Source organism: Paenirhodobacter enshiensis (assembly GCF_000740785.1).
GTDB lineage: Bacteria > Pseudomonadota > Alphaproteobacteria > Rhodobacterales > Rhodobacteraceae > Rhodobacter > Rhodobacter enshiensis.
This window is the reverse complement of the sequence record NZ_JFZB01000002.1, coordinates 62,044-86,438: the sequence shown is the minus strand read 5'-3', so window position 1 is coordinate 86,438 and position 24,395 is coordinate 62,044. Positions and strand designations below refer to the sequence as shown.

The window sequence follows — 24,395 nt, the reverse complement described above, 5'->3', positions numbered from 1 at the left end:
GATCGGGTCAGCGCAGCTTCGGCACGGCGCCCGCGGCGCTGCCGATATCCTCGACGCCCTGCCGCAGCCCGGTGCCGATCCGATGCGCCAGCGCCGACCAGCCGGCCGCGGCCTCGGGGCTCAGCGTTTCGCGCAGCACAATGTCGAACGTGCCGAGCCATTCGGGAAAATGCGCCGGCCGGACATTGCCCGCACGCCGGTGCGCCATCATCGGAGACCCTTCGTAGCCCCCGGAATGCAGGATCGCGCCTTTCCAGAACCGGGCGACCTTGGCTTCGTGCGAAGGCCAGTCCCCGACGCGCGCCGCGAAGATCGGGCCGAGCACCGGATGCAGCCGCACGCGCGCATAGAATAGGCGCACGACACGGTCGATGTCGGCTTCGGAAATCTCGAAACGGGGCGGAACGGCACTGCTCATGGCCCCGAGATAGGCCGCGCTGCCCACGCGCGCAAGCTCTGCTCCTGCAAGCGCGCCGCCCCTGCTTTCGATTCGCCGAAAATATCCCGGGGGTGAGGGCGAAGCCCGAGGGGGCAGAGCCCCCATCCTTTCAATCGCCCGGGAAAGATCGCTCACTCTTCCCGGAACAGATCGTCCTGCGGCGGCGGGGCGACCGGCCTCGGCGCCTCGAGTCCGAGATGGCGCCAGGCACGATGCCCGAGCATCCGCCCGCGCGGCGTGCGCTGCACCAGCCCCTGTTGCAACAGGTAGGGCTCGATCACTTCCTCGATCGCGTCGCGGCTTTCCGACAGCGCGGCGGACAGCGTTTCCACCCCGACCGGGCCGCCACCGTAATGTTCGGCCATCAGCATCATGTAACGCCGGTCCGCCCCGTCGAGGCCGAGGATGTCGACCCCGAGCCGGGTCAGCGCCCGGTCGGCGATGGCCCGTGTCAGACGTCCGTCGCCCTCGACCAGCGCGAAATCGACGACGCGGCGCAGCAGCCGGCCGGCGATGCGCGGCGTGCCGCGGGCGCGTTTGGCGATCTCGCGCGTGCCCTCTGGATCGGCCGGAATGCCGAGCAGCCGCGCGCCGCGGCTGACGATCAGATCGAGCTCATCCTCGGTATAGAACTGCAGCCGCGTCGGGATGCCGAACCGGTCGCGCAGCGGCGTCGTCAGCAGACCGAGGCGGGTGGTCGCGCCGACCAGGGTAAAGGGTTGCAGCTCGATCCGCACGGTGCGCGCGGCCGGACCCTCGCCGATCACCAGATCGAGCTCGAAGTCCTCCATCGCCGGGTAGAGCACTTCCTCGATCGCGGGGCTGAGGCGGTGGATCTCGTCGATGAACAGCACGTCGCGGGCTTCGAGGTTGGTCAGGATCGCCGCGAGATCGCCTGCTTTCGCCAGCACCGGCCCCGAGGTCATCTTGAAATTCACCCCGAGCTCGCGCGCCATGATCTGCGCCAGCGTGGTCTTGCCAAGGCCGGGCGGGCCGTGGAACAGCGTGTGATCCATCGCCTGACCGCGCATCTTCGCGCTTTCGATGAACACCCGAAGGTTCGCGCGCGCCTCGGCCTGGCCGACGAATTCCTCCAGGCTTTGCGGACGCAGGGCGCGGTCTGCGTCTTCGGGCAGGCGCTCGGGGCGCAGGGTGGGGTCTGCGTCTTCGGGCAGGCGCTCGGGGCGCAGGGTGGGGTCGGGTTCGGTCATGGCCTATTGTGGGTCCTGGCGGCGGGCGGAGCAAGCGGGGCGCTGCCCCGCACCCCGGGATATTTGTGGAAAGCCGAAAGGGAGGGCGCGGCTTTCGGCGCCGGGGCTCAGTCCTTCGGGGCGAGAAGGCGCAGCGCGGCGCGGATCAGCTTCGCGGTGTCGGCGGCGATCTCGGGGGCTGCGCTGGCTTCGGCTACGGCGGCGGCGGCCTCGGTGGGCGCATAGCCGAGGTTGGTCAGCGCGCTCAGTGCCTCGGCCGTGGTGTTGACGGTGGGGGCCGTGGCGGGGGAGCGTTTCGTGGGCCGCGCCGGGGCGGCGGGTTCGAGCACCTCGGCGGGGGCGGCGTCGACCGTCAGCGTGCCGCCGAGCGCCATCACCGTCGGTGCCTTGCCCTTCAGCTCCATCACCACGCGCTGCGCGAGTTTCGGGCCGACCCCCGGCGCGCTGCGGATCGAGCTCCAGTCGCCGAGCGCGATCGCCCGGCCGAGCCCCTCGGGGCCGAGCGTGCCGAGAATGGCGAGCGCGGCCTTCGCGCCGATGCCCTGCACCGAGATCAGCAGCCGGTGCCATTCCTTTTCCAGCAGTGTCGGGAAGCCGAACAGCTGCAGCAGATCTTCGCGCACCAGAAGCTCGGTATAAAGCGCGCAGGCCTCGCCCACGGTGGGCAGGGACTGGGCGGTGCGGGTCGAGACATGGACGATATAGCCGACGCCATGGACGTCGATCATCACATGATCCATGGCGCGGTGGATCAGGATGCCGGCGATGCGACCGATCATTCGATACTCCTGCGGATACGGGCCTGTCCGGCGGTGATCTCGAGTGCGCCGCGGCCGAGTATGGCGGCCTGGGTGCGGCGCACGGCCTGCGAATGGAAGGCGTGGCAGATCGCGATGGCGAGCGCGTCGGCGGCGTCGGGGCCGTCGAAGGTGACGCCGGGAAGCTGTTGGCGCACCATGTGCTGGACCTGGATCTTGTCGGCATGGCCGACGCCGACCACCGCCTTCTTGATCGCGTTCGGGGCGTATTCGCCGATGCTCAGCCCCGCCTGCGCCGGGGCGAGCAGCGCGATGCCGCGCGCCTGACCGAGTTTCAGCGTCGCCACCGCGTCCTTGTTCACGAAGGTCTGTTCGACCGCCGCGGTCTCGGGGGCGTAGCGCGCGATCACATCGACGAGGCCCGCGTGCAGCTTCAGCAGCCGGATCGACAGGTCGTCGCCGGCGGAGTGGATGATTCCATTCGCGATGTGGCGCAGCCGGCTGCCGTCCATCTCGATGACGCCCCAGCCCATGTTTCGCAGCCCAGGATCGATTCCGATCACCCGCATCGTCGCCCGCCCTCGATTTATTTTGCGGCAAGGATTAGCACGAATGGTGAACATCTGAAACCGCGAATATGGGGCAAAGGCGAAACTGTGCATCGGCCGGCGAAATGACGGTTCGGGTGGCAACAATCGGTCATTCTGATGCGCCGAATCGACGATTCTGTCGAGGCTTTGAATTTTAACGGATTTTTGACCCAAGCCATGACATCGGCGCATGGCGGGAATGCCCTCTCGCGTCGTTGTTTTCGCAAACTGCCCAGCTTATTTGCAGCGCCATGATGTTGGCGTCCTGTTTGGGCGCAGTTTATGAACGGGATGCAGAAAATGTCCGCTATCGATACCTTCCGCGCTTCGGCCCATGCCGGTCATGCCGGTGTCTTCGCCAAGCTCTTCACCAAGTTTGCCGCCTGGAACGAGGCGCGCCGGACCCGTGCCGCCCTTGCCGGGCTGAGCGATCGCGAACTCGCCGATATCGGCCTGACGCGCTACGAAGCTGAGAACATCGGCCGCTGAGGCCTGCGGTTCCGGTCTCCGGAAGTCGCTTATCGAAAGCCGCGCCGGGCCCGGGCCCGCGCGGCTTTTTCATGTCCGCTGTATCGCTTCAGCGGCGCAGAAAGCGGCCGAGCAGCTCTCCGTAAGGACCGCTGATCATGTCGGGGCGCAATATGTCGGCAAGGATGCGCGCCGTCGGGTCGCCATTCTCCAGCACTTCGATGCGGCGGGCATATTCGGCCGAGCCGAGCGTGGCGAAGGTCACAGTCTTCAGCAGCAGCAGAACTATCACCGCACCGAGCGGCACGCGCACCAGCCAGAACAGCGCACCGTGCCGGATATCGCGCCGGCCTCGTTGGCCGTCGGCGGCCTGTCTGTCCCGGATACGCGCCAGACGTTGCTGGAAGTCGTCATGCGGATCATTGCCCATGGGGTGACATCCCGAACTGGTAATGCAAGGATCATACCGACGCGTGCGGCCCTTTCATAGTTGGGGATTTTGTCCGGGAGCGGGTCTTCGCCCGCCCCCCCGGGCAGGCGCCTCAGAGGCGGCGCATCACCAGCGTGGTCCAGTCGCCGAAGCTCTTGCGCGAGGCGAGTTCGAAGCCCTGCGGCAGGTAGGCGGCGATCACGTCATCGGCCTGCTCGTTCAGGATGCCCGACAGGATCACGTGACCGCCCGGCGCGCAATAGCGCCCCATATCGGGGGCGAGCCCGATCAGCGGCGCCTTGAGGATATTGGCGAAGATCAGATCGTAGGGCGCGGCGGCGATCAGCTGCGGGTGCCCGAAACCGGCGGCTTCGAGGCAGGTCACCCGGCCTTCGAGTCCGTTCGCCGTCACGTTCGCCGCAGCGGTCTCGACCGCCACCGGGTCGATGTCGGAGGCGAGGACATGCTCGGGCCAGATCCGCGCCGCGGCCATGCCGAGAACCGCGGTGCCGCAGCCGATATCGACGGTGTTCTTCGCGTGCACTCCGGAAGTCGCCAGCGCGTCGAGCGCGGTCAGGCAGCCGAGCGTGGTGCCGTGATGGCCGGTGCCGAAGGCCATCGCGGCCTCGATCAGCAGCGGGATGCTGTCCGCGGGCACCTTGTCGGCGTCGTGGCTGCCATAGACGAAGAACCGCCCGGCCTCGACCGGCGACAGCTCGCGCCGGACATGGGCCACCCAGTCGGTTTCCGGCAGTTCGGACACCGCGAAGGGCGCCGCGCCATGCGACAACGCCAGCAGGTCGAGCACGATGGAATCGGGTTCGGCCAGGAAATACGAGCCCACTTCCCACATGCCCGAGCCGTCCTCGATTTCGAACACGCCGACGCCATAGGGCGCGGGATCGAGCCCCTCGACCAGTTCGGCCAGAGCCTCGGCCTGATCGCGGTCGGAAAGCGTCGTGAAGGCGGTGAAGGTGGGCATGATCGGTCCTTTCGGCTTTGATCCTGCCATGACGCGAAGCGGTGCAGGCGTCAAGCGGGCCGCGCGCGGCGATGAGGCCATTTCGCAACTTCGGGTGGGGCCAGTTCCGCATGTGCCTGCATTTTCTTTGACTCGCGGAGGCAATTCCGTTAACCGGCCGGAATGATCGCAAGGAACGCCCATATCGCCCCTATCCGACGTCGCCGCTGAGCGCCTGACGTCCGATCATCCGTGCCGGCACTGCCGCCACGTCCCCCTCCAAGACTTCCCCGTTTTCCCTGCCTGCGTTCCGTTTCATCGGGCATCAGGCGTTGACAGCCCTTCGGGCCTCGGGCACCCCTTGGCCTTCCCATCTGGAGACACATCATGATTTCCTCCGTCCTGCCGACATACAATCGCGCGCCGCTCGCCTTCGTCAAAGGCGCGGGCAGCTGGCTGGAGACGGCAGACGGCACCCGATACCTCGACCTCGGGGCCGGGATCGCGGTGAACTGCCTCGGCCATGCCGCGCCGGAACTGGTCGAGACGCTGACCGAACAGGCGCAGAAGCTGTGGCATGTCTCGAACCTCTACGAGATCCCGAACCAGCAGCGGCTGGCGGACATGCTGGTCGACAAGACCTTCGCGGACACCGTGTTCTTCACCAACTCGGGCACCGAGGCGGCGGAGCTGGCGATCAAGATGGCGCGGAAATACTGGTATACCAAGGGCCAGCCGGATCGTTACGAGATCATCACCTTCGAGGGGGCGTTCCACGGCCGGTCCTCGGCGGCGATCGCGGCCTCGGGCGGCGAGAAGATGACCAAGGGCTTCGGCCCGCTGCTGCCCGGCTTCACCCATGTGGCGTGGCAGGATCTGGATGCGGTGAAGGCAGCGGTCAGCGACAAGACCTGCGCCATCATGCTGGAGCCGGTGCAGGGCGAGGGCGGTATCCGTCCGGCGGGCGACGCCTTCCTGAAGGCGCTGAAGCAGATCTCGGAAGAGACCGGCTGCCTGCTGATCTTCGACGAGGTGCAATGCGGCATGGGGCGCACGGGCAAGCTGTTCGCCCATGAATGGGCCGGCGTCACGCCAGATATCATGATGGTGGCGAAGGGCATCGGCGGGGGCTTCCCGCTCGGCGCGGTGCTTGCCACCGAGGATGCGGCGCAGGGCATGACGCTCGGCACGCATGGCTCGACCTATGGCGGCAACCCGCTCGGCTGTGCGGTCGGCGCGAAGGTGATGGAGATCGTGGCGACGCCCGAGTTCCTCGCCGAGGTCAACCGCAAGGGCGGTCTGATGCGCCAAAAGCTCGAAGGGCTGGTCGCGGCGCATCCCGAGGTGTTCGAGGACGTCCACGGCCAGGGGCTGCTGCTGGGTCTGCAGTGCAAGGTCGCGCCGACCGAGGTCGTCGCGGCGGGTTACGAGCAGAACCTGCTGACGGTTCCGGCCGCGCATAACGTGCTGCGTCTGCTGCCGGCTTTGAACATCCCCGACGAGGAGATCGCCGAGGCCATCGCCCGCCTCGACCGCGCCGCCGCCGCCATCGACGGCAAGGCCGCCTGATCGCCATACGGCCCGCGAGGCCGGGGCCCGTGTGCGAGACATCGCCCGGTCCCGGCCTGACGCGCCAAGCCATAAACGCCACGAAAGACCTTACAGATGCCCAATTTTCTCGACATCCATACCACCAGCGCCGAAGACCTGCGGCACATGATCGACTCGGCCCGCGCGATGAAGGACGCCCGCAAGGGCCGTTCGAAAGGCGAGCTTGACGACGATCTGCCGCTTGCCGGCAAGATGGTCGCGCTGATCTTCGAAAAGCCCTCGACCCGGACGCGCGTGTCCTTCGACGTCGGCGTGCGGCAGATGGGCGGGCAGACCATGGTGCTCTCCGGCAAGGAGATGCAGCTCGGCCATGGCGAGACCATCGCCGACACCGCGCGGGTGCTGTCGCGCTATGTCGACATGATCATGATCCGCACCTTCGAGGAAGCGACCTTGCAGGAGATGGCGGAATACGCCTCGGTTCCGGTCATCAACGGGCTGACCAACCGCACCCATCCGTGCCAGATCATGGCCGATATCGTGACCTATGAGGAACACCGCGGCCCGATCAGGGGGCGCAAGGTGGTGTGGTCGGGCGACGGCAACAACGTCTGCGCCTCGTTCCTCCATGCGGCGGGCCAGTTCGGCTTCGATTTCACCTTTACCGGGCCGCAGGTTCTGGACCCCGAGCGCGAATGGATCGACTTCGCGCGCTCGAAGGGCGTCAACGTCGAGATCGAGCGCGATCCGGCGAAGGCGGTCTCGGGCGCCGATCTGGTGGTCACCGACACCTGGGTGTCGATGCACGATCCGGAATCGGCGAAGGAGCGGCGTCACAACCTGCTGCGCGCCTATCAGGTCAACGAAGAGCTGATGTCGCACGCCAAGCCCGACGCGCTGTTCATGCACTGCCTGCCGGCGCATCGCAACGACGAGGCGACCTCGGCGGTGATGGACGGCCCGCATTCGGTGATCTTCGACGAGGCCGAGAACCGTCTGCACGCCCAGAAGGCGGTGATGCGCTGGTGCTTCGGCAAGTGAGCGCGACCTGTCACTGACGTGACGTCACGGGCATGATGTTACGGAAAGAGGGGGCCTTGCCCCCTCTTTTCACATTCTCTTGACCATCCCGGCGCAAGGTGGCACCGCTGACCGCGAAGAGCAGGCCATCAGCAGGAGTTGCCATGTCCGGGCGTATCGCATCCCTCATCCAGCATATCCGCGAGGCGGTCCCGTTCCGTCCGATCCCGGCGGCGATCACCACGGTGGTTCTGGTCGTGCTGCTGGCGCTGCCGGTGCCCGAAGGGCTGACGCCCAACGGCTGGGACATGCTGGCGATCTTCCTGACCACCATCGTGGCGATCATCCTCAAGGTCATGCCGATCGGGGTGATGGCGCTGATGGCGATGACCGTCATGACGATCAGCAAGGTGACTTCGCCGACCTCGAAGGGCGCGGTGAGCGATGCGCTGTCGAGCTTCTCGAACCCGCTGATCTGGCTGATCGTGATCTCGATCCTGATCTCGCTCGGGCTGAAGAAGACCGGGCTCGGCCGGCGGCTGGGGATGCTGTTCATCGCAGCCCTCGGCAAGCGGACCATCGGCATCGGTTACGGGCTGACGCTGTGCGAGTTCCTGCTCTCGCCGGTGATGCCGTCGAACACCGCGCGCGGCGGCGGCGTGATGCACCCGATCATGAAGTCGATCGCCAATGCCTTCGGCTCGGACCCCGCCAAGGGGACGGAGAAGAAGGTCGGCACCTATCTGGCGCTGGTCAACTATCACGCCAACCCGATCACCTCGGCGATGTTCATCACCGCGACCGCGCCGAACCCGCTGGTGCAGAGCTTCGTGACCAAGGCGACCGGCGGCAAGATCGACCTGAGCTGGATGGACTGGGCCACGGCGATGCTGGTGCCGGGGCTGATCGCGCTCCTGGTGATGCCGCTGGTGATCTACCTGGTCTCGCCGCCCGAGCTGAAGCATACGCCCGATGCCGTGACCTTCGCGAAATCCGAACTGAAGCAGATGGGCCCGGTGACCCATCGCGAGGGGATCATGCTGGCGACCTTCGGTCTGCTGCTGCTGCTCTGGGCGAACGTGCCGGCGATGATCTTCGGTTCCGCCTGGACGATGGATGCGACGGCGGTGGCGCTGGTCGGGCTGTTCGTGCTGCTGATCACCGGCACCATCGACTGGCAGGACGTGCTGGGCGAGAAAAGCGCCTGGGACACGCTGATCTGGTTCGGCGCGCTGGTGATGATGGCGGAGGAGCTGAACAAGCTCGGCGTGATCACCTGGTTCTCCAATCTGGTGCAGGGGGGGATCGCGTCCTCGGGCATGAGCTGGGGGATGGCCGCGACGGTGCTGGTGCTGGTGTTCACGCTGACGCATTACATATTCGCCTCGACCACGGCGCATATCAGCGCGATGATGATGGCGCTGCTGACCGTCGGCGCGGCGCTGATCCCGGCGGAATACGTCGGCTTCTACATGCTGATGATGATCGCGGCGTCGAGCCTGATGATGACGCTGACCCATTACGCCACCGGCACCTCGCCGATCATCTTCGGCAGCGGCTATGTCTCGATGGAGCGCTGGTGGGCGGTCGGTCTGCTGATGTGCCTGGTCGAACTCGCGGTCTTCGCCGTCGCGGGCGGGCTGTGGTGGAAGGTTCTCGGCTACTGGTGAGTCCCTCGCCGGACGGACCCGTGACCGAAGAAAGCCCCCGGAGCCGCGGTTCCGGGGGCTTTCTTCTGGCCGGAGGTCCGGGGCGGCGCGGATTCCGCCCCGGACTCGCCGCCGCGGATTTTCTCAAGAAACATTGGGCGAATCCGCTTGCGTGAACGGGGGGGCGGTGCTATGGCCCGCGGGTCGGCCTGCCGACAGACATAACCCACCAGACATAGGGTCACCCAAGCGGGCCCTCTGGTGCCAAGAAAGGATCCTGGGATGAAAGCCCAAGAACTCAAGGCGAAGACGCCTGATGAGCTCCGCGATCAGCTCATTGCGCTGAAAAAGGAAGCCTTCAACCTCCGCTTCCAGCAGGCCACCGGCCAGCTCGAGAACACCGCCCGCGTGCGCGCTGTCCGCAAGGACGTGGCCCGTGTGCAGACGGTGCTGAACGCCAAAGCCGCTGAAGCCGCGAAGTAAGGAGTCTTCCGATGCCCAAACGTATCCTTCAAGGCGTCGTCACCTCGGACAAGAACGACCAGACGGTCACCGTGCTCGTGGAACGCCGCTTCAAGCACCCGCTCTTCCAGAAGACGGTGCGTTCGTCGAAGAAATACCGCGCCCATGACGCGGAAAACACTTTCAAGGTCGGTGACACCGTTCGCATCGAAGAGTGCGCGCCGATCTCGAAAACGAAACGCTGGACGGTTGTCGTCGAAGCCTGAATTCGTTCAGGCCCGGCGACAAACGACAGTTTGTCGAAACCCTGGGACTAGTTCTCAAAGGTCGGGAGTAACCCTATGATCCAGATGCAGACCAATCTGGATGTGGCTGACAATTCCGGTGCCCGGAAAGTTCAGTGCATCAAGGTTCTTGGCGGCTCGCATCGCCGCTATGCATCCGTGGGCGACATCATCGTGGTGTCGGTCAAGGAGGCGATTCCGAAGGGTCGTGTGAAGAAGGGTGACGTGCGTAAGGCCGTCGTCGTTCGCACCGCCAAGGAAGTCCGTCGCGAGGATGGCACGTCGATCCGTTTCGATCGCAACGCCGCCGTTCTCATCAACAACAATGGCGAGCCGGTCGGCACCCGTATCTTCGGGCCGGTCGTTCGTGAGCTTCGTGCGAAGAACTACATGAAGATCATCTCGCTTGCTCCGGAGGTGCTGTAATGGCCGCGAAACTCCGTAAAGGCGACAAGGTCGTCGTCCTTGCCGGCAAGGACAAGGGCAAGCAGGGCGAGATCACCTCGGTTCTGCCGAAGGACAACAAGGCCGTGGTCGAAGGCGTGAACACCGCCATCCGTCACACGCGTCAGACCCAGACCTCGCAGGGTGGCCGCGTCGCGAAGGCGATGCCGATCGACCTGTCGAACTTGGCGCTGATCGACGCCAACGGCAAGGCGACCCGCGTCGGCTTCCGTGTGGAAGACGGCAAGAAGGTCCGTTTCGCCAAGACCACCGGGGAGGCGATCTGATGCTCGACGCTACCACCTACACGCCCCGCCTGAAAAAGCTGTACGATGAGACCATCCGTGCGGCCATGAAGGAAGAGTTCGGCTTCAAGAACGACATGATGATCCCGCGTCTGGACAAGATCGTGATCAACATGGGTGTCGGCGAAGCCGTGAAGGACACCAAGAAGGTCAAGCAGGCCGCTGAGGAGCTGTCGCTCATCGCCGGTCAGAAGGCTGTCATCACCCACGCCAAGAAGTCGGTCGCCGGCTTCCGCGTTCGTGAAGAGATGCCGCTCGGCTGCAAGGTCACTCTGCGTCGCGCCGCGATGTATGAGTTCCTCGACCGTCTCATCAACGTGGCCATGCCGCGCGTCCGCGACTTCCGCGGCGTGAAGGGCACCTCGTTCGACGGCCGTGGCAACTACGCGATGGGCCTGAAAGAGCACATCGTGTTCCCCGAGATCGAGTTCGACAAGGTCGACGAAGTTCTCGGCATGGACATCATCATCTGCACCACCACCCATGTGGACGCGGAAGCCAAGGCGCTGTTGAAGCATTTCAACATGCCGTTCAACAGCTGATCGCGAAGAGGACCCAATGGCCAAGAAATCCATGGTTGAACGCGAAGTGAAGCGCGCGAAGCTGGTGAACAAGTTCGCCGCCAAGCGTGCCTCGCTGAAGGCGATCATCGAAGACCAGTCCAAGCCGATGGAAGATCGCTTCAAGGCGACTCTGAAACTGGCGGAACTGCCCCGCAACTCGTCGGCGACCCGGCTGCACAACCGCTGCCAGCTCACCGGCCGTCCCCACGCTTACTACCGTAAGCTGAAACTGTCGCGTATCATGCTGCGCGATCTGGCATCGTTCGGCCAGATCCCGGGCATGGTGAAGTCGAGCTGGTAAGGGAGTTCTGAAATGTCTGTGAACGATCCTATCGGCGATATGCTGACCCGCATCCGCAACGCCCAGATGCGCGGCAAGTCCTCCTGCTCGACGCCGGCTTCGAAGCTGCGCGCCTGGGTTCTGGACGTGCTCGCTGCCGAGGGCTACATCCGCGGCTACGAAAAGGTCGATGCCAAGAACGGCAAGGGCCTTCCCGAGCTGGTGATCGAGCTGAAGTACTTCGAAGGTACTCCGGTGATCCGCGAGCTGAAGCGCGTCTCGACCCCCGGTCGTCGCGTCTACGCCTCGGTCAAGGAGATCCCGACGGTCCGTCAGGGCCTGGGCATCTCGATCGTCTCCACGCCGAAAGGCGTCATGACGGACGCGGCTGCACGCACTGCCAACGTTGGTGGTGAAGTGCTCTGCACCGTGTTCTAAGGAGGTCCGCATGTCTCGTATTGGCAAAAAGCCGGTTCACCTGCCCGCGGGTACCTCCGCGAAGCTGGACGGCCAGACCATCGAAGTGAAGGGCCCGAAGGGCACCCGCAGCTTCACCGCCACCGACGACGTCACGCTGCACCTGGAAGGGGACACCGTCACGGTGTCGCCGCGCGGCACGTCCAAGCGTGCCCGTCAGCAGTGGGGCATGGCCCGTTCGATGGTCGAGAATCTCGCCATCGGCGTGACCACCGGCTTCAAGAAAGAGCTCGAGATCCAGGGCGTGGGTTACCGCGCCGCGATGCAGGGCAAGATTCTGAAGCTGTCGCTGGGTTACTCGCACGAGGTGAACTTCGAGGTTCCCGAAGGCGTGACGGTGACGTCGCCCAAGAACACGGAAATCGTCGTCGAAGGCATCGACCAGCAGTTGGTCGGCCAGGTTGCGGCGAACATCCGCGAGTGGCGTCAGCCCGAGCCCTACAAGGGCAAGGGGATTCGCTACAAGGGCGAGTTCGTCTTCCGCAAGGAAGGCAAGAAAAAGTAAGGTGGCGTAAAATGGCGAACAACAAACATGAACTGTTCCTCAAGCGCCGCCTGCGCGTGCGGAACAAGCTGCGGAAGATGGCCAACGGGCGTGCGCGCCTGTCGGTCTATCGCTCCTCGAAGAACATCAGCGTTCAGCTGATCGACGACGTGAAGGGTGTGACCCTTGCCGCCGCCTCGACCCTCGAAAAGGATCTGGGCTTCGTTGGCAAGAACAACCTGGAAGCGGCTCAGAAGGTCGGTGCTGTCATCGCGGAACGCGCGAAGGCTGCCGGCGTTGAAGAGTGCTACTTCGATCGTGGTGGCTTCCTGTTCCACGGGAAGATCAAGGCCCTGGCCGACGCCGCGCGCGAAGCCGGTCTGAAGTTCTAAGGAGACGATTATGGCTGAACGTGAAAATCGTCGGGACCATCGTCGCGAACGCGAAGAGACCCCCGAATTCGCCGATCGTCTCGTGGCGATCAACCGTGTTTCGAAGACCGTGAAGGGCGGCAAGCGCTTCGGTTTCGCGGCTCTCGTCGTCGTCGGTGACCAGCGTGGTCGCGTCGGCTTCGGCAAGGGCAAGGCGAAGGAAGTGCCGGAAGCGATCCGCAAGGCGACCGAACAGGCGAAGCGCTCGCTGGTTCGGGTGCCGCTGCGTGACGGCCGGACCCTGCACCACGACATCGAGGGCCGTCATGGCGCTGGCAAGGTCGTGATGCGGACCGCCGTTGCCGGTACCGGCATCATCGCCGGCGGCCCGATGCGTGCCGTCTTCGAGATGCTGGGTGTGCAGGACGTTGTTGCGAAGTCTATCGGCTCGCAGAACCCCTACAACATGATCCGGGCCACGCTTGACGGTCTGAAGAAGGAAGCCTCGCCCCGCCACGTCGCTCAGCGTCGTAGCAAGAAGGTCGCGGACATCCTGCCGAAGACCGACGCCGAATCGGCCGAAGCCTGAGGAGACTGAAAGATGGCAAACAAAACCATCGTCGTGCAGCAGGTGGCTTCGGCCGCCCGCCGTCCGGCCATCCAGACCGCGACCCTCAAGGGTCTCGGCCTGAACAAGATCCGTCGCACCCGCGAGCTGGAAGATACCCCGGCTGTTCGCGGCATGGTCAACAAGGTCTCGCACCTTGTGAAGATCATCGAAGAGCGCGGCTGATCTGACAGATCCGCTGAACGGAAACGCCCCGGCCGCAAGGCTGGGGCGTTTTCATATCCGAAGGGTATTCCGGGCCGTTCCGGGGGCGCTCTGACATCACAATTGCGGGCGAATCCCCGGACCCTCTTGCGTGCGCCGTCGCGGCGCACGATCTGAAGGGAAACGGATCGAGAGGCCGGCGATGTGGACGAAACTGACAATGACGGCGGCGCTGTGCGCGGTGGCGGGGCAGGGGGCGCTGGCCGGTCCCTGTGACTACCGCCCGAGCAAGGTGGTGGCGGCGACGGCTTCGGCCGCGGCCGAGCAGGTCAAGGCGGTCGGCGCCTATGCGCTGACCAGCGCGGTGACCGGTGGCTCGATGATGGGGGCCTCGACGGCGGCGGGAACGGGGGCGGCTGCGACGACAGGAACCGCTGCGGGAAGCGGCGCTTCGGCCGCGACGGCGGCGGGATCGGCTCATGGGGCGATCGGCTCGGCGCTTGCCGGGACGTCCTCGGTCGTGGTGGCGGCCGCGGCTGCGGTCGGCCTCGCGGGATACGAGGGGCTTTGCTACTTCTCCGACCGCAAGGTGACGAAATACAACGAGATCCTGGGCGTGATGCGCAGCGTGGCGGCGAACTCGGATCCGGCGGCCTTCCGCCTCGACGAAGGAAAGCCCGGCAAGCAGAACGCCACGGTCACCGTTCTCGACGAGAAGGGGCAGCCGAAAAGCTATCCGGTCGGCAAGCTCTACATCGAGAATAACAAGCTGATGTTCAGCAAGATGGGCAAGGACGAAGTGGTGGGCAACATCGACTTCGTCGCGAAGGAAACCGAGACGTTGCCGTCCGCTCCGGCTGCGGCCCCGGCCCCGACAGCGCCCGCCGCGGAGAGCCCGGCGGCACCTCAGGCTGAGCCTCAGACCGCACCTCAGACCGCACCTCAGACTGCGGCGGAGGCTCCCGCCGCCGCTCCGGCCGCACCGGCCGAGGCACCAGCGCCGGCCCCCGTGGCCCAGACCGACGCCGCCCCGGCCGCCGCACCCGCGCCCTGAGGCGATTCGTCCTTGATCCACGGGGGGCGTGCCGTTATACGCGCCCGGTGGCCTGAGGGCCGCGAACCAGAACCAACAACGCCGTGTTCCCTCTTCTGTCGCTTGCGAGAGGGTTTCCGGCCAAAGGAGAAGCGACATGAAACTGCATGAACTGAGCGATAACGAAGGCGCAGCCAAGAAGAAGAAGCGCGTCGCGCGTGGCCCGGGTTCGGGCAAGGGCAAGACCGCCGGCCGTGGTATCAAGGGCCAGAAGTCGCGTTCGGGCGTGGCGATCAACGGTTACGAAGGCGGCCAGATGCCGCTCTATCGCCGCCTGCCGAAGCGTGGCTTCAGCAAGCCCAACCGTCTGGCTTTCGCCGTCGTGAACCTCGGCGCGATCGAGAAGTTCATCGAAGCCGGCAAGATCGACGCCAAGGTCGAGATCACTGAAGACGTGCTCGTCGCGTCGGGTCTGGTCCGTCGCAAGCTCGATGGCGTGCGCATCCTCGCCAAGGGCGACGTGACCTCGGCGCTGACCATCACCGTGACCGGCGCCTCGAAGCCCGCCATCGAAGCCGTCGAGAAGGCCGGTGGCAAGCTGACCGTGACCGCTGCGGCCGCCGAATAATCGGTTGTGAGCGGGCGCAGGCCCGCTTACATATGGCTACGGTTTTCCAGGCGCCGCCGACCGGAAGACGGTCGAGCGGCGCCTTTCGCATGAAAGAGACGGCACATGGCTTCTGCTGCAGAGCAAATGGCGGCAAACCTGAGCTGGTCGGCCCTGGGCAAGGCGACCGAGCTTCGGCAGCGCATCTACTTCACCATCGGCCTGCTGGTCATCTACCGGCTCGGCACCTATATCCCGGTCCCCGGCATTGATGCCGAGGCGCTGCGCAACTTCATGCAGAACGCGGGCTCGGGACTCGGTGGCATCCTGTCGATGTTCACCGGCGGTGCGCTCGGTCGCATGGGTATCTTCGCGCTCGGGATCATGCCCTATATCTCGGCCTCGATCATCGTTCAGCTGCTGACGGCCCTGGTGCCGATGCTTGAGGCGATGAAGAAGGAAGGCGAGCAGGGCCGCAAGAAGATCAACCAGATCACCCGTTACGCCACCGTCGCGCTCGCGCTGTTCCAGGCCTACGGTCTGGCGCGCTCGATCGAGGCGGGCGGTCTCGCACACGAGACCGGCTGGTTCTTCGTCACTTCCTGCGTCATCACGCTGGTCGGCGGCACGATGTTCCTGATGTGGCTGGGCGAGCAGATCACTGCACGCGGCATCGGCAACGGTGTCTCGCTCATCATCTTCGTCGGTATCGTCGCGGAAATCCCGGCGGCTCTGGCGCAGTTCCTGGCTCAGGGGCGTGCGGGGGCGATCTCGACCCCGGTGATCTTGCTGGTGATCGTGATGATCGTCGCGGTGATCGCCTTCGTGGTGTTCATGGAACGTGCGTTGCGCAAGATCCACATCCAGTATCCCCGCCGCCAGGTCGGTATGAAGATCTATGACGGCGGTTCGTCGCATCTGCCGGTCAAGGTGAACCCGGCGGGCGTGATCCCGGCGATCTTCGCCTCCTCGCTGCTGCTGCTGCCGACGACGATCTCGACCTTCTCGGGTGCGCAGACGGGGCCGGTGATGTCGACGATCCTCGCCTATTTCGGGCCGGGTCAGCCGCTTTATCTGCTGTTCTTCACGGCTATGATCGTGTTCTTCTCGTATTTCTACACGGCCAACGTCGCCTTCAAGTCGGATGACGTGGCGGACAACCTGAAGAATCAGGGCGGCTTCATTCCGGGCATCCGCCCCGGCAAGAAGACCGAGGATTACCTCGATTACGTCGTGGCGCGGGTTCTGGTGCTGGGCTCTGCTTATCTTGCGGCAGTTTGTCTCATGCCCGAGATTCTGCGCTCGCAGCTGTCGATTCCGTTCTACTTCGGCGGTACTTCGGTGCTGATCGTCGTGTCGGTGACGATGGACACGATCAACCAGGTTCAGTCGCATCTGCTGGCGCACCAGTACGAAGGGCTGATCGAACGTTCGCAACTTCGCGGTCGCAAGAAGACCGCAACCAGGAAGGCGCCGACGCGGCGCTGATGGGGAAGACGATGACCAATATCATTTTGCTGGGGCCGCCCGGTGCCGGCAAAGGCACGCAGGCGCACAAGCTCGTCGCCGAACGCGGCATGGTGCAGCTCTCGACCGGCGACATGCTGCGCGAGGCCCGGACTTCGGGAACCGAGATGGGCAAGCGCGTCGCCGAGGTCATGGACCGCGGTCAGCTGGTGACGGACGATATCGTGATCGGCCTGATCGAGGAGAAGCTCGATACCGTCAAGGCACCGGGGTTCATCTTCGACGGTTTCCCGCGCACGCTGAAGCAGGCCGACGCCCTCGGCGCCCTGCTGGAGCGGCACGGTCAGACGCTCGGTGCGGTGATCGAGATGAAGGTCGATGACGAGGCTCTGGTCTCGCGCATCACCGGCCGGTTCACCTGCGGCGACTGCGGTGCAGTTTATCACGACGTCACCCATCCGACGAAAGTCGCGGGTGTTTGCGATGCCTGCGGCAGCACCAACCTGAAGCGGCGTGCCGATGACAATGAAGTCAGCCTGCGCACCCGGCTGATGGAATATTACAAGAAAACCTCGCCGCTGGTGGGCTATTACTACCACGCGCATCTGCTGTCCTCTATCGACGCGCTGGCCTCGGTGGAGACTGTGGCGGATGAGATCGCGAAGGTTCTTGACAAGGCCGGAAAATAACGCATCGCGCCTTGACCCGGGGTGGAAAAACCTCTAGGTCTCGGCGTCTCTTGCGAGAATCGCCCGGGGTTTCCCGGGTAAGAAGGCCCGGAGCATGAGGTTTCGGGCCGAGTTGTGAAAAAAGATTCTGGTACCACGGAATCGCAACGAAGGGGTTACGCTTTGGCACGTATTGCTGGCGTCAACATTCCGACCGGGAAACGCGTCCCGATCGCTCTGACCTACATCACGGGCATCGGCCCGTTCATCGCGAACCAGATCGTGGCCGCCGTCGGCATCGACCCGACCCGCCGCGCCGCCGATCTGACCGACGCCGAAGTGCTGGCCATCCGCGAATACATCGACGCCAACCTGACCGTCGAGGGCGACCTGCGTCGCGAAACCTCGATGAACATCAAGCGTCTGATGGATCTCGGCTGCTACCGTGGCCTGCGTCACCGCAAGAACCTGCCGGTTCGCGGTCAGCGCACCCATACCAACGCTCGCACCCGCAAAGGCCCGGCAAAGGCCATCGCTGGTAAGAAGAAGTAAGGGGAGGCTGAGACAATGGCTCGCGACAAGACCCGTATCAAGCGCAAAGAGCGCAAGAACATCGCTGCTGGTGTGGTTCACATCAACTCGTCGTTCAACAACACCAAGATCCTGATCTCCGACGTTCAGGGCAACGCCATCTCCTGGTCGTCCTCGGGCACCATGGGCTTCAAGGGTTCGCGCAAGTCGACCCCCTACGCCGCTCAGATGGCTGCCGAAGACGCCGCGAAGAAGGCTCAGGACCACGGCCTGAAGACCGTCGACGTCGAAGTGCAGGGCCCCGGTTCGGGCCGTGAGTCGGCGCTGCGTGCGCTGGCTGCCGTCGGCCTGACCGTCACCTCGATCCGTGACGTCACCCCGATCGCGCACAACGGCTGCCGTCCGCCGAAGCGTCGTCGCGTCTGATCTTCTGAAATCCGGTCGGGCCGTGCGGGGAAGTCTCCGCGCGGCCCGGCTCTTTACGTTTATATCCTCGGGCGTTTCCGACTACGGGACATGGGCCGGAAACAGGTATGGAGGCAGAACGCATGATCCACAAGAATTGGGCCGAGCTGATCAAACCGACGCAGCTTGACGTCAAGCCGGGCAGCGATCCGTCGCGTCAGGCGACCGTCGTCGCCGAGCCGCTCGAACGCGGCTTCGGTCTGACCCTCGGCAACGCGCTGCGCCGCGTGCTGATGTCGTCGCTGCAGGGCGCCGCCATCACCTCGGTGCAGATCGACAACGTGCTGCACGAGTTCTCCTCGGTCGCGGGCGTGCGTGAGGACGTCACCGACATCATCCTGAACCTGAAGCAGGTCCGCCTGAGGATGGACATCGAGGGGCCGAAGCGCATCTCGATTTCGGCCAAGGGTCCGGGCGTGGTCACCGCGGGCGACATCACCGAGATCGGCGGCGTCGAGATCCTGAACAAGGATCACGTGATCTGCCACCTCGACGACGGCGCGGATCTGTTCATGGAACTGACCGTCAACACCGGCAAGGGCTATGTCGCTGCCGACAAGAACAAGCCGGAAGATGCGCCGATCGGTCTGATCGCCATCGACGCGATCTATTCGCCGGTCAAGAAGGTCGCCTACGAAGTCACGCCGACCCGCGAGGGCCAGGTTCTCGACTATGACAAGCTGACCCTGAAGATCGAGACCGACGGTTCGGTCGCGCCGGAAGACGCGGTGGCCTACGCTGCCCGTATCCTGCAGGACCAGCTGTCGATCTTCGTCAACTTCGACGAGCCGGAATCAGCCTCGAAGGCGGATGCGGACGACGGTCTGGAGTTCAACCCGGTCCTGCTGAAGAAGGTCGACGAGCTGGAGCTCTCGGTCCGTTCGGCGAACTGCCTGAAGAACGACAACATCGTCTACATCGGCGACCTGATCCAGAAGACCGAAGCCGAGATGCTGCGCACCCCGAACTTCGGCCGCAAGTCGCTGAACGAGATCAAGGAAGTGCTCTCGGGCATGGGCCTGCACCTCGGCATGGAAGTCGAGGACTGGCCGCCGGAGAACATCGAGGATCTGGCGAAGCGCTACGAGGATCAGTTCTGATCCTGAGGATCGCCTGATCGCTTGACAGTTACGGGGGGCGTGGATACACGCCCCCCATTCAATGCCGGAACTGTCCGGGAACTTCGGGTCATCCGACCCCAACGACGCTTCGTCCAACGCAGGCGGGGCAACACAAAGCAAAACGCGAAATCACGGAGAGATATCATGCGTCACGCTCGCGGCTACCGCCGTCTGAACCGTACCGCCGAACACCGCAAGGCGCTGTTCGCCAACATGTGTGGCTCGCTCATCGAGCACGAGCAGATCAAGACCACCCTGCCGAAGGCCAAGGAACTGCGCCCGATCATCGAGAAGCTGATCACGCTTGCGAAGCGCGGCGATCTGCACGCTCGTCGTCAGGCCGGTGCCTTCCTGAAGGAAGACAAGGACGTGGCGAAGCTGTTCGAGGTTCTCGGGCCGCGCTACAAGGACCGTCAGGGCGGCTACACCCGCGTCCTGAAGGCCGGCTTCCGTTATGGCGACATGGCCCCGGTGGCCTTCATCGAGTTCGTGGACCGCGATCTCGAAGCCAAGGGCAAGGCCGACAAGGCCCGTCTCGAGGCCGAAGCGGCCGCCGAGTAATCCTCGCGCCATCCCATTCGGGAAATCCCGCGCCTCGGCGCGGGATTTTTCGTTTCAGGGCGCTTTTCCTTTCGCCGTGGCGATGCTTTGATGGGGCGAAAGGAACGCCATGCCTGACCTGTTCGACACCTCTTCGGAACCCGGATCGGCCGCGCCCGCCGCGCAGCCCGAAGGCCCGCGCCCGCTTGCCGACCGGCTGCGGCCGCAGTCACTGGCCGATGTGATCGGGCAGGAACATGTCCTCGGCCCCGAGGGGCCGCTCGGCGTTATGCTGGCTTCGGGCTCGCTCGGCTCGATCATCCTGTGGGGGCCGCCCGGTGTGGGCAAGACCACCATCGCGCGGCTGCTCGCCCATGCGACGGACCGGCATTTCGTGCAGATCTCGGCGATCTTCACCGGCGTGCCGGAGCTGCGCAAGGTGTTCGAGGCGGCCCGCCTGCGCCGCGAGCAGGGCAGGGGAACGCTGCTGTTCGTCGACGAGATCCACCGCTTCAACAAGGCGCAGCAGGACAGCTTTCTGCCCTGGATGGAGGACGGCACGATCCTTCTGGTGGGCGCGACGACCGAGAACCCCTCGTTCGAGCTGAACGCCGCCGTGCTCAGCCGGGCGCAGGTGGTGGTGCTGGAACGGCTGAGCCTCGCGTCCCTTGAACGTCTGGCGCAGCGGGCGGAGAAGGCCCTTGGCCGCGCGATGCCCTTGAAAGGCCCGGCGCGCGAGGCGCTGCTGGAGATGGCCGATGGCGACGGGCGGGCGCTTCTGAACCTCGTCGAGCAGGTGATGGCCTGGCGGGTGAGCGCGCCTTTGGACACCGATCAGCTGTCCGCGCGGCTGATGCGGCGCGCGGCGAAATACGACAAGAAGGGCGACGAGCATTACAATCTGATCTCGGCACTGCACAAGTCGATCCGCGGATCCGACCCGGATGCGGCGCTTTACTGGTATGCACGGATGCTGGAGGGTGGCGAGGATCCGCGCTACCTCGCCCGGCGGCTGGTGCGCATGGCGGTCGAGGATATCGCCCTCGCCGATCCGCAGGCGCAGACCGTGGCGCTGCACGCCTGGGAGATCTACGAGCGGCTCGGCTCGCCCGAGGGGGAACTCGCGCTCGCGCAGGCGGTGATCTATCTCGCCCTCGCGCCGAAGACGAATGCCGGCTATGTCGCCTACAAGGCGGCGCGGCAGCTCGCCAAGAAGACCGGATCGGCGCCGCCGCCGATGCATATCATCAACGCGCCGACCCGGCTGATGGAAGAGCAGGGCTTCGGTGCGGGCTATCAATACGACCATGACGCCGAAGACGGCTTCTCGGGGCAGAACTACTTCCCCGAGGGGCTGAAACGCCCCGTGCTGTATCAGCCGGTCGAGCGCGGTTTCGAGCGCGAGCTGAAAAAGCGCGTTGAATGGTTCGCCAAGCTGCGCGAGAAGCGCGGCAACTGACGCCCCCCGGCCGGCACGAAGGCCGGGCACGAAGGAGAGTGCATGTTCTTTACCGCTTTGCAGGTGGCCGCCGGTGGTGCGATCGGCGCCACGCTGCGCTATCTTTTCGGCATGGGAGTGCCGCGGCTTCTGGGGCAACATTCCCTGCCGCTGAGCATCCTGCTGACCAATATCATCGGCTCGACGCTGATGGGGCTTCTGGTGTCGTTCCTCGGCATCAAGGGGCTGACGCAGTGGAACGCGTTTCTGGGCGTGGGGGTTCTGGGCGGGTTCACCACCTTCTCGTCCTTCTCGCTCGAAACCTGGACGCTGGTCGAGCGCGGCGAGCCGGTGCTGGCGGCGGTTTACGTGGTTCTGTCGGTTGCGGTGTCGCTGGCGGGGCTGTTTCTGGGCATGACACTGATGCGTGGGGTTCTGGCATGAGCGGCGTTCAACTGGTGAAGATCACCGAGGCGGAGGGCGAAAGCCGCCTCGACCGCTGGCTGAAGAAGCGGTTCCCGCAGCTCAGCCAGATCGCGGTGGAGAAGATGTGCCGCAAGGGCGAGCTGCGCGTCGACGGCGGCCGGGTGAAGGCGAACACCCGCATCGTGCCGGGTCAGGAAGTGCGCATTCCGCCGCTGCCCGAGGGCGCGGCCGAACCGCGCCGGGCCGATCAGCGCCGCGCCGAGACCGAAATCTCGGACGACGATGCCGAGATGATCCAGTCCTGCGTGCTGTGGAAGGATCAGCATATCATCGCGCTGAACAAGCCGCCGGGGCTGCCCTCGCAGGGCGGTTCGGGGCAGGGGATGCGCCATGTCGACGGGCTGCTCGATGCGCTGAAATTCGGCTACAAGGACCGGCCGAAGATGGTGCACCGGCTCGACAAGGACACCTCGGGCGTGCTGCTGATCGCGCGCACCGACCGGGTGGCGCGCGCGCTCTCCGAGGCGTTCCGCGAGAAGACCTCGCGCAAGATCTACTGGGCGGCGGTCGCCGGCGTGCCTAACCCGCGGATGGGCACGGTGCGTTACGGTCTTGAAAAGGCGCCGGGCCATGGCCGCGGCGGCGAGGGCGAGAAGATGGTCTGCATCCATCCCGCCAAGATGAAGGACCACCCCGAGGCGAAGCGCGCGACGACCGATTACGCCGTGCTCGACGCGCTCGGCACCCGGGTGAGCTGGGTCGCGCTGGTGCCGATCACCGGGCGCACCCATCAGCTGCGCGCGCATATGTCCGAACTCGGTCATCCGATCGTGGGCGATGGCAAATACGGCGGTTCGGGTCAGGAGAATCTGGGCGATGGCTGGGGCGCGCAGCTCGGCGGCGAGATCAGCCGCAAGCTGCATCTGCACGCGCGCCAGATCAGCTTCGATCATCCGGTGACGAAGAAGCGCATCACCGTGGTGGCGCCGCTGCCCGCGCATATGAAGCGCACCTGGACGGCGCTTGGCTGGCACGAGAACGACGTTCCCGCCGACCCGTTCGAGGACCTCGAATGAAGCTTGTTATCTTCGACGTCGACGGCACGCTGTCGGACAGCCAGAACCATATCGTCGCCGCGATGACCCAGGGCATTGAGGCGGCGGGGCTGCCCTTGCCGAGCCGGAGCGAGATGCTCTCGGTCGTCGGGCTGTCGCTCGATGAGGGGATGGCACAGTTGCTGCCCGATGCCCCGCTTTCGCAACGCGACATGGTGGTGCAGGGCTACCGCGACGCCTATCGTGCGCGCCGGATGCTGGCGGTGCCGCCGCTTTATCCCGGCGCGGCGGAGACGCTCGACCGTCTCGCCGGGCGCGAGGACATGCTTCTGGGCATCGCGACGGGCAAATCGCGCCGCGGTCTCGATGCGCTGTGCGAACACCACGGCATCGGGGGGTATTTCTTCACCCGGCAGGTGGCGGACGATCACCCCTCGAAACCGCATCCGGCGATGGTCGAGGCGGCGCTCGCCGATGCCGGGGTCGATGCGCGCGATGCGGTGATGATCGGCGATACCACCTATGACATCGAGATGGGCCGCGCCGCGGGTGTGGCGACGGTGGGCGTCAGCTGGGGCTATCACCCGATCGAGGCGCTGCGCAGCGCCGGGGCCGACCGGCTGGTCGACAGTTTCGCGGCACTGGAGGCCGCGGTGAGTGAATTGCTGGAGGGGCGGGGATGAGCAGCGGTTGGGCACCGAAACGGTTCTGGACCACGGTCGGCGTGACCGAGGAGCCGGGCGGATACGGTATCGCGCTCGATGCGCGCAAGCTGCGCACCCCGGCGAAAGCGCCGCTGGTGGTGCCGGGCCGCGCCTTGGCCGAGGCCATCGCCGCCGAATGGCAGGCGCAGGAAGAGAAGGTCGATCCCGTCATCATGCCGGTGACGCGCACCGCGAATTCGGTGATCGACAAGGTCCGCCCGCAGCATGATGCGGTGGCGGAGATGCTCGCCGAATACGGCGCGACGGATCTGTTGTGCTACCGGGCCGACGGGCCGGATGAACTCGCCGCGCGTCAGCGCGCCGGATGGGACCCGATTCTCGACTGGCTGGAGGCCGAGACCGGTGCGCGGCTGGTGACGACCGAGGGCATCGTTCCTGTGACCCAGCCCGGGCACGCGCTGGCGCGTCTGGCAGAGCGGGTGGCTACGCTCGATGACTGGCGTCTGGCGGCGTTCCACGATTTCGTCACCCTCAGCGGCTCGCTGGCGCTGGCGCTGGCGCTCGCCGGCGGACGGCTGACCGCGGCCGAGGCCTGGCCCCTGTCGCGCATCGACGAGGACTGGCAGGCCGAGCAATGGGGCGCCGACGAGGAGGCCGTTGCCCATGCCGAGCGCCGCCGTGCGGCGCTGGCCGAGGCGGAGCGGTTCTGGGAGTTTTTGGACCGGCCTTGAACTGTATATCGCCCATATTTTTACCGATTGCATAACTTTTGATTTGATGATCACGGGGCCGCGATCCCCCTCTTGACCTTGCGATACGCTTTTGCCCAAACTGGTGGCACGAGGACCCGTCCTCGAAAC

General features: G+C 65.2%; 34 protein-coding genes. 28 read left to right on the top strand and 6 right to left on the bottom strand.

Features of this window, described 5'->3' with window-relative positions; all coding sequences use genetic code 11:
• Positions 1-7: 7 nt before the first annotated feature.
• From CG50_RS01935 to ruvC, 4 genes are all read right to left on the bottom strand, one after another.
• Complete coding sequence (locus CG50_RS01935) at positions 8-418, bottom strand: group III truncated hemoglobin (RefSeq protein WP_036634619.1); 411 nt, start codon at positions 416-418, stop codon at positions 8-10.
• A 152-nt stretch (positions 419-570) separates the two neighbouring features.
• Positions 571-1,650: a Holliday junction branch migration DNA helicase RuvB gene (gene ruvB, locus CG50_RS01930; protein WP_051909370.1), complete on the bottom strand. Its 1,080-nt coding sequence runs from the start codon at positions 1,648-1,650 to the stop codon at positions 571-573.
• A 107-nt stretch (positions 1,651-1,757) separates the two neighbouring features.
• A complete protein-coding gene (ruvA, locus tag CG50_RS01925; RefSeq protein WP_036634584.1) occupies positions 1,758-2,429 on the bottom strand; it encodes a Holliday junction branch migration protein RuvA in 672 nt (223 codons plus the stop codon).
• Positions 2,426-2,977, bottom strand: a complete 552-nt coding sequence (ruvC, locus tag CG50_RS01920) for a crossover junction endodeoxyribonuclease RuvC (protein WP_036634583.1) — start codon at positions 2,975-2,977, stop codon at positions 2,426-2,428. Before ruvC ends, ruvA begins: the two co-directional genes overlap by 4 nt.
• Before the next feature lie 321 nt (positions 2,978-3,298).
• Here ruvC and CG50_RS01915 point away from each other — a divergent pair, with 321 nt between their 5' ends.
• The gene (locus CG50_RS01915; protein WP_036634616.1) at positions 3,299-3,487 is read left to right on the top strand and encodes a DUF1127 domain-containing protein; all 189 of its coding nucleotides are present in this window, start codon (positions 3,299-3,301) and stop codon (positions 3,485-3,487) included.
• Positions 3,488-3,575: 88 nt separating this feature from the next.
• Here CG50_RS01915 and CG50_RS01910 read toward each other — a convergent pair whose 3' ends face one another.
• Positions 3,576-3,896, bottom strand: coding sequence for a hypothetical protein (locus tag CG50_RS01910; protein WP_036634582.1), 321 nt, complete (start codon positions 3,894-3,896; stop codon positions 3,576-3,578).
• A 112-nt stretch (positions 3,897-4,008) separates the two neighbouring features.
• Positions 4,009-4,878: a 50S ribosomal protein L11 methyltransferase gene (locus CG50_RS01905; protein WP_036634581.1), complete on the bottom strand. Its 870-nt coding sequence runs from the start codon at positions 4,876-4,878 to the stop codon at positions 4,009-4,011.
• 366 nt (positions 4,879-5,244) lie between these two features.
• Here CG50_RS01905 and CG50_RS01900 point away from each other — a divergent pair, with 366 nt between their 5' ends.
• From CG50_RS01900 to CG50_RS01770, 27 genes are all read left to right on the top strand, one after another.
• Positions 5,245-6,426, top strand: a complete 1,182-nt coding sequence (locus tag CG50_RS01900; RefSeq protein ID WP_036634580.1) for an aspartate aminotransferase family protein — start codon at positions 5,245-5,247, stop codon at positions 6,424-6,426.
• 96 nt (positions 6,427-6,522) lie between these two features.
• Positions 6,523-7,449, top strand: a complete 927-nt coding sequence (gene argF / locus CG50_RS01895; protein WP_036634578.1) for an ornithine carbamoyltransferase — start codon at positions 6,523-6,525, stop codon at positions 7,447-7,449.
• A 143-nt stretch (positions 7,450-7,592) separates the two neighbouring features.
• The gene (locus CG50_RS01890; protein ID WP_036634576.1) at positions 7,593-9,098 is read left to right on the top strand and encodes a DASS family sodium-coupled anion symporter; all 1,506 of its coding nucleotides are present in this window, start codon (positions 7,593-7,595) and stop codon (positions 9,096-9,098) included.
• A 261-nt stretch (positions 9,099-9,359) separates the two neighbouring features.
• Positions 9,360-9,560 carry a 50S ribosomal protein L29 gene (gene rpmC / locus CG50_RS01885; RefSeq protein ID WP_036634573.1) on the top strand — a complete coding sequence of 67 codons (201 nt, stop codon included), beginning with the start codon at positions 9,360-9,362 and terminating at the stop codon, positions 9,558-9,560.
• A gap of 11 nt (positions 9,561-9,571) precedes the next feature.
• Positions 9,572-9,805, top strand: a complete 234-nt coding sequence (gene rpsQ / locus CG50_RS01880) for a 30S ribosomal protein S17 (RefSeq protein WP_036634571.1) — start codon at positions 9,572-9,574, stop codon at positions 9,803-9,805.
• A gap of 75 nt (positions 9,806-9,880) precedes the next feature.
• The gene (gene rplN / locus CG50_RS01875) at positions 9,881-10,249 is read left to right on the top strand and encodes a 50S ribosomal protein L14 (RefSeq protein ID WP_036634568.1); all 369 of its coding nucleotides are present in this window, start codon (positions 9,881-9,883) and stop codon (positions 10,247-10,249) included.
• Positions 10,249-10,554, top strand: coding sequence for a 50S ribosomal protein L24 (gene rplX / locus CG50_RS01870; RefSeq protein ID WP_036634565.1), 306 nt, complete (start codon positions 10,249-10,251; stop codon positions 10,552-10,554). Before rplN ends, rplX begins: the two co-directional genes overlap by 1 nt.
• The gene (rplE, locus tag CG50_RS01865) at positions 10,554-11,114 is read left to right on the top strand and encodes a 50S ribosomal protein L5 (RefSeq protein ID WP_036634562.1); all 561 of its coding nucleotides are present in this window, start codon (positions 10,554-10,556) and stop codon (positions 11,112-11,114) included. The genes rplX and rplE overlap by 1 nt, the downstream gene beginning before the upstream one ends.
• 16 nt (positions 11,115-11,130) lie before the next feature.
• On the top strand, positions 11,131-11,436 hold the full coding sequence (gene rpsN, locus CG50_RS01860) for a 30S ribosomal protein S14 (RefSeq protein ID WP_036634559.1): 306 nt from the start codon (positions 11,131-11,133) through the stop codon (positions 11,434-11,436).
• A gap of 12 nt (positions 11,437-11,448) precedes the next feature.
• Complete coding sequence (rpsH, locus tag CG50_RS01855; protein ID WP_036634557.1) at positions 11,449-11,853, top strand: 30S ribosomal protein S8; 405 nt, start codon at positions 11,449-11,451, stop codon at positions 11,851-11,853.
• Between the two features lie 10 nt (positions 11,854-11,863).
• On the top strand, positions 11,864-12,397 hold the full coding sequence (gene rplF / locus CG50_RS01850; protein WP_036634555.1) for a 50S ribosomal protein L6: 534 nt from the start codon (positions 11,864-11,866) through the stop codon (positions 12,395-12,397).
• Positions 12,398-12,408: 11 nt separating this feature from the next.
• Positions 12,409-12,768, top strand: a complete 360-nt coding sequence (gene rplR, locus CG50_RS01845) for a 50S ribosomal protein L18 (protein ID WP_036634553.1) — start codon at positions 12,409-12,411, stop codon at positions 12,766-12,768.
• Positions 12,769-12,778: 10 nt separating this feature from the next.
• Entirely contained in the window at positions 12,779-13,336 is a 558-nt protein-coding gene (gene rpsE / locus CG50_RS01840) for a 30S ribosomal protein S5 (protein ID WP_036634551.1), read from the top strand.
• 12 nt (positions 13,337-13,348) lie between these two features.
• Positions 13,349-13,540, top strand: a complete 192-nt coding sequence (gene rpmD, locus CG50_RS01835; RefSeq protein WP_036634548.1) for a 50S ribosomal protein L30 — start codon at positions 13,349-13,351, stop codon at positions 13,538-13,540.
• 181 nt (positions 13,541-13,721) lie between these two features.
• The gene (locus CG50_RS01830) at positions 13,722-14,573 is read left to right on the top strand and encodes a hypothetical protein (protein ID WP_152559399.1); all 852 of its coding nucleotides are present in this window, start codon (positions 13,722-13,724) and stop codon (positions 14,571-14,573) included.
• Positions 14,574-14,709: 136 nt separating this feature from the next.
• The gene (gene rplO / locus CG50_RS01825; RefSeq protein WP_036634542.1) at positions 14,710-15,180 is read left to right on the top strand and encodes a 50S ribosomal protein L15; all 471 of its coding nucleotides are present in this window, start codon (positions 14,710-14,712) and stop codon (positions 15,178-15,180) included.
• A gap of 105 nt (positions 15,181-15,285) precedes the next feature.
• Positions 15,286-16,647 (top strand): preprotein translocase subunit SecY, encoded by a 1,362-nt coding sequence (gene secY / locus CG50_RS01820; protein WP_036634539.1) that lies wholly within the window; start codon positions 15,286-15,288, stop codon positions 16,645-16,647.
• 11 nt (positions 16,648-16,658) lie between these two features.
• The gene (locus tag CG50_RS01815; RefSeq protein ID WP_036634614.1) at positions 16,659-17,315 is read left to right on the top strand and encodes an adenylate kinase; all 657 of its coding nucleotides are present in this window, start codon (positions 16,659-16,661) and stop codon (positions 17,313-17,315) included.
• Between the two features lie 162 nt (positions 17,316-17,477).
• Positions 17,478-17,846, top strand: coding sequence for a 30S ribosomal protein S13 (gene rpsM / locus CG50_RS01810; RefSeq protein ID WP_036634537.1), 369 nt, complete (start codon positions 17,478-17,480; stop codon positions 17,844-17,846).
• A gap of 15 nt (positions 17,847-17,861) precedes the next feature.
• Positions 17,862-18,251, top strand: coding sequence for a 30S ribosomal protein S11 (gene rpsK, locus CG50_RS01805; protein WP_036634534.1), 390 nt, complete (start codon positions 17,862-17,864; stop codon positions 18,249-18,251).
• Between the two features lie 122 nt (positions 18,252-18,373).
• The gene (locus tag CG50_RS01800) at positions 18,374-19,390 is read left to right on the top strand and encodes a DNA-directed RNA polymerase subunit alpha (protein ID WP_036634612.1); all 1,017 of its coding nucleotides are present in this window, start codon (positions 18,374-18,376) and stop codon (positions 19,388-19,390) included.
• Between the two features lie 165 nt (positions 19,391-19,555).
• Positions 19,556-19,972 (top strand): 50S ribosomal protein L17, encoded by a 417-nt coding sequence (gene rplQ, locus CG50_RS01795; RefSeq protein ID WP_036634532.1) that lies wholly within the window; start codon positions 19,556-19,558, stop codon positions 19,970-19,972.
• Positions 19,973-20,081: 109 nt separating this feature from the next.
• Positions 20,082-21,410: a replication-associated recombination protein A gene (locus tag CG50_RS01790; protein ID WP_036634529.1), complete on the top strand. Its 1,329-nt coding sequence runs from the start codon at positions 20,082-20,084 to the stop codon at positions 21,408-21,410.
• A gap of 42 nt (positions 21,411-21,452) precedes the next feature.
• The gene (crcB, locus tag CG50_RS01785; protein WP_036634527.1) at positions 21,453-21,833 is read left to right on the top strand and encodes a fluoride efflux transporter CrcB; all 381 of its coding nucleotides are present in this window, start codon (positions 21,453-21,455) and stop codon (positions 21,831-21,833) included.
• Positions 21,830-22,891, top strand: a complete 1,062-nt coding sequence (locus CG50_RS01780; protein WP_036634525.1) for an RluA family pseudouridine synthase — start codon at positions 21,830-21,832, stop codon at positions 22,889-22,891. Before crcB ends, CG50_RS01780 begins: the two co-directional genes overlap by 4 nt.
• On the top strand, positions 22,888-23,553 hold the full coding sequence (locus CG50_RS01775; protein ID WP_036634524.1) for an HAD-IA family hydrolase: 666 nt from the start codon (positions 22,888-22,890) through the stop codon (positions 23,551-23,553). The genes CG50_RS01780 and CG50_RS01775 overlap by 4 nt, the downstream gene beginning before the upstream one ends.
• Positions 23,550-24,266, top strand: a complete 717-nt coding sequence (locus tag CG50_RS01770; RefSeq protein WP_036634521.1) for an ATP12 family chaperone protein — start codon at positions 23,550-23,552, stop codon at positions 24,264-24,266. Before CG50_RS01775 ends, CG50_RS01770 begins: the two co-directional genes overlap by 4 nt.
• The last annotated feature ends 129 nt before the right edge of the window (positions 24,267-24,395 follow it).

Bases quoted from the DNA above. Each gene is read 5' to 3' on its own strand.
- rpmC (WP_036634573.1), top strand. From the start codon at position 9,360: ATGAAAGCCCAAGAACTCAAGGCGAAGACGCCTGATGAGCTCCGCGAT.
- rpsQ (WP_036634571.1), top strand. From the start codon at position 9,572: ATGCCCAAACGTATCCTTCAAGGCGTCGTCACCTCGGACAAGAACGAC.
- secY (WP_036634539.1), top strand. From the start codon at position 15,286: ATGGCTTCTGCTGCAGAGCAAATGGCGGCAAACCTGAGCTGGTCGGCC.
- CG50_RS01815 (WP_036634614.1), top strand. From the start codon at position 16,659: ATGACCAATATCATTTTGCTGGGGCCGCCCGGTGCCGGCAAAGGCACG.
- ruvA (WP_036634584.1), bottom strand. From the start codon at position 2,429: ATGATCGGTCGCATCGCCGGCATCCTGATCCACCGCGCCATGGATCAT.
- rpsK (WP_036634534.1), top strand. From the start codon at position 17,862: ATGGCTCGCGACAAGACCCGTATCAAGCGCAAAGAGCGCAAGAACATC.
- rplO (WP_036634542.1), top strand. From the start codon at position 14,710: ATGAAACTGCATGAACTGAGCGATAACGAAGGCGCAGCCAAGAAGAAG.
- rplN (WP_036634568.1), top strand. From the start codon at position 9,881: ATGATCCAGATGCAGACCAATCTGGATGTGGCTGACAATTCCGGTGCC.
- rplF (WP_036634555.1), top strand. From the start codon at position 11,864: ATGTCTCGTATTGGCAAAAAGCCGGTTCACCTGCCCGCGGGTACCTCC.
- ruvB (WP_051909370.1), bottom strand. From the start codon at position 1,650: ATGACCGAACCCGACCCCACCCTGCGCCCCGAGCGCCTGCCCGAAGAC.
- CG50_RS01915 (WP_036634616.1), top strand. From the start codon at position 3,299: ATGTCCGCTATCGATACCTTCCGCGCTTCGGCCCATGCCGGTCATGCC.
- rpmD (WP_036634548.1), top strand. From the start codon at position 13,349: ATGGCAAACAAAACCATCGTCGTGCAGCAGGTGGCTTCGGCCGCCCGC.
- CG50_RS01900 (WP_036634580.1), top strand. From the start codon at position 5,245: ATGATTTCCTCCGTCCTGCCGACATACAATCGCGCGCCGCTCGCCTTC.
- CG50_RS01890 (WP_036634576.1), top strand. From the start codon at position 7,593: ATGTCCGGGCGTATCGCATCCCTCATCCAGCATATCCGCGAGGCGGTC.
- CG50_RS01935 (WP_036634619.1), bottom strand. From the start codon at position 418: ATGAGCAGTGCCGTTCCGCCCCGTTTCGAGATTTCCGAAGCCGACATC.
- CG50_RS01770 (WP_036634521.1), top strand. From the start codon at position 23,550: ATGAGCAGCGGTTGGGCACCGAAACGGTTCTGGACCACGGTCGGCGTG.
- CG50_RS01790 (WP_036634529.1), top strand. From the start codon at position 20,082: ATGCCTGACCTGTTCGACACCTCTTCGGAACCCGGATCGGCCGCGCCC.
- rpsN (WP_036634559.1), top strand. From the start codon at position 11,131: ATGGCCAAGAAATCCATGGTTGAACGCGAAGTGAAGCGCGCGAAGCTG.
- CG50_RS01780 (WP_036634525.1), top strand. From the start codon at position 21,830: ATGAGCGGCGTTCAACTGGTGAAGATCACCGAGGCGGAGGGCGAAAGC.
- rpsE (WP_036634551.1), top strand. From the start codon at position 12,779: ATGGCTGAACGTGAAAATCGTCGGGACCATCGTCGCGAACGCGAAGAG.
- CG50_RS01830 (WP_152559399.1), top strand. From the start codon at position 13,722: ATGTGGACGAAACTGACAATGACGGCGGCGCTGTGCGCGGTGGCGGGG.
- CG50_RS01910 (WP_036634582.1), bottom strand. From the start codon at position 3,896: ATGGGCAATGATCCGCATGACGACTTCCAGCAACGTCTGGCGCGTATC.
- crcB (WP_036634527.1), top strand. From the start codon at position 21,453: ATGTTCTTTACCGCTTTGCAGGTGGCCGCCGGTGGTGCGATCGGCGCC.
- rpsH (WP_036634557.1), top strand. From the start codon at position 11,449: ATGTCTGTGAACGATCCTATCGGCGATATGCTGACCCGCATCCGCAAC.
- CG50_RS01775 (WP_036634524.1), top strand. From the start codon at position 22,888: ATGAAGCTTGTTATCTTCGACGTCGACGGCACGCTGTCGGACAGCCAG.
- rplR (WP_036634553.1), top strand. From the start codon at position 12,409: ATGGCGAACAACAAACATGAACTGTTCCTCAAGCGCCGCCTGCGCGTG.
- ruvC (WP_036634583.1), bottom strand. From the start codon at position 2,977: ATGCGGGTGATCGGAATCGATCCTGGGCTGCGAAACATGGGCTGGGGC.
- rplX (WP_036634565.1), top strand. From the start codon at position 10,249: ATGGCCGCGAAACTCCGTAAAGGCGACAAGGTCGTCGTCCTTGCCGGC.
- argF (WP_036634578.1), top strand. From the start codon at position 6,523: ATGCCCAATTTTCTCGACATCCATACCACCAGCGCCGAAGACCTGCGG.
- CG50_RS01905 (WP_036634581.1), bottom strand. From the start codon at position 4,878: ATGCCCACCTTCACCGCCTTCACGACGCTTTCCGACCGCGATCAGGCC.
- rplE (WP_036634562.1), top strand. From the start codon at position 10,554: ATGCTCGACGCTACCACCTACACGCCCCGCCTGAAAAAGCTGTACGAT.
- rplQ (WP_036634532.1), top strand. From the start codon at position 19,556: ATGCGTCACGCTCGCGGCTACCGCCGTCTGAACCGTACCGCCGAACAC.
- CG50_RS01800 (WP_036634612.1), top strand. From the start codon at position 18,374: ATGATCCACAAGAATTGGGCCGAGCTGATCAAACCGACGCAGCTTGAC.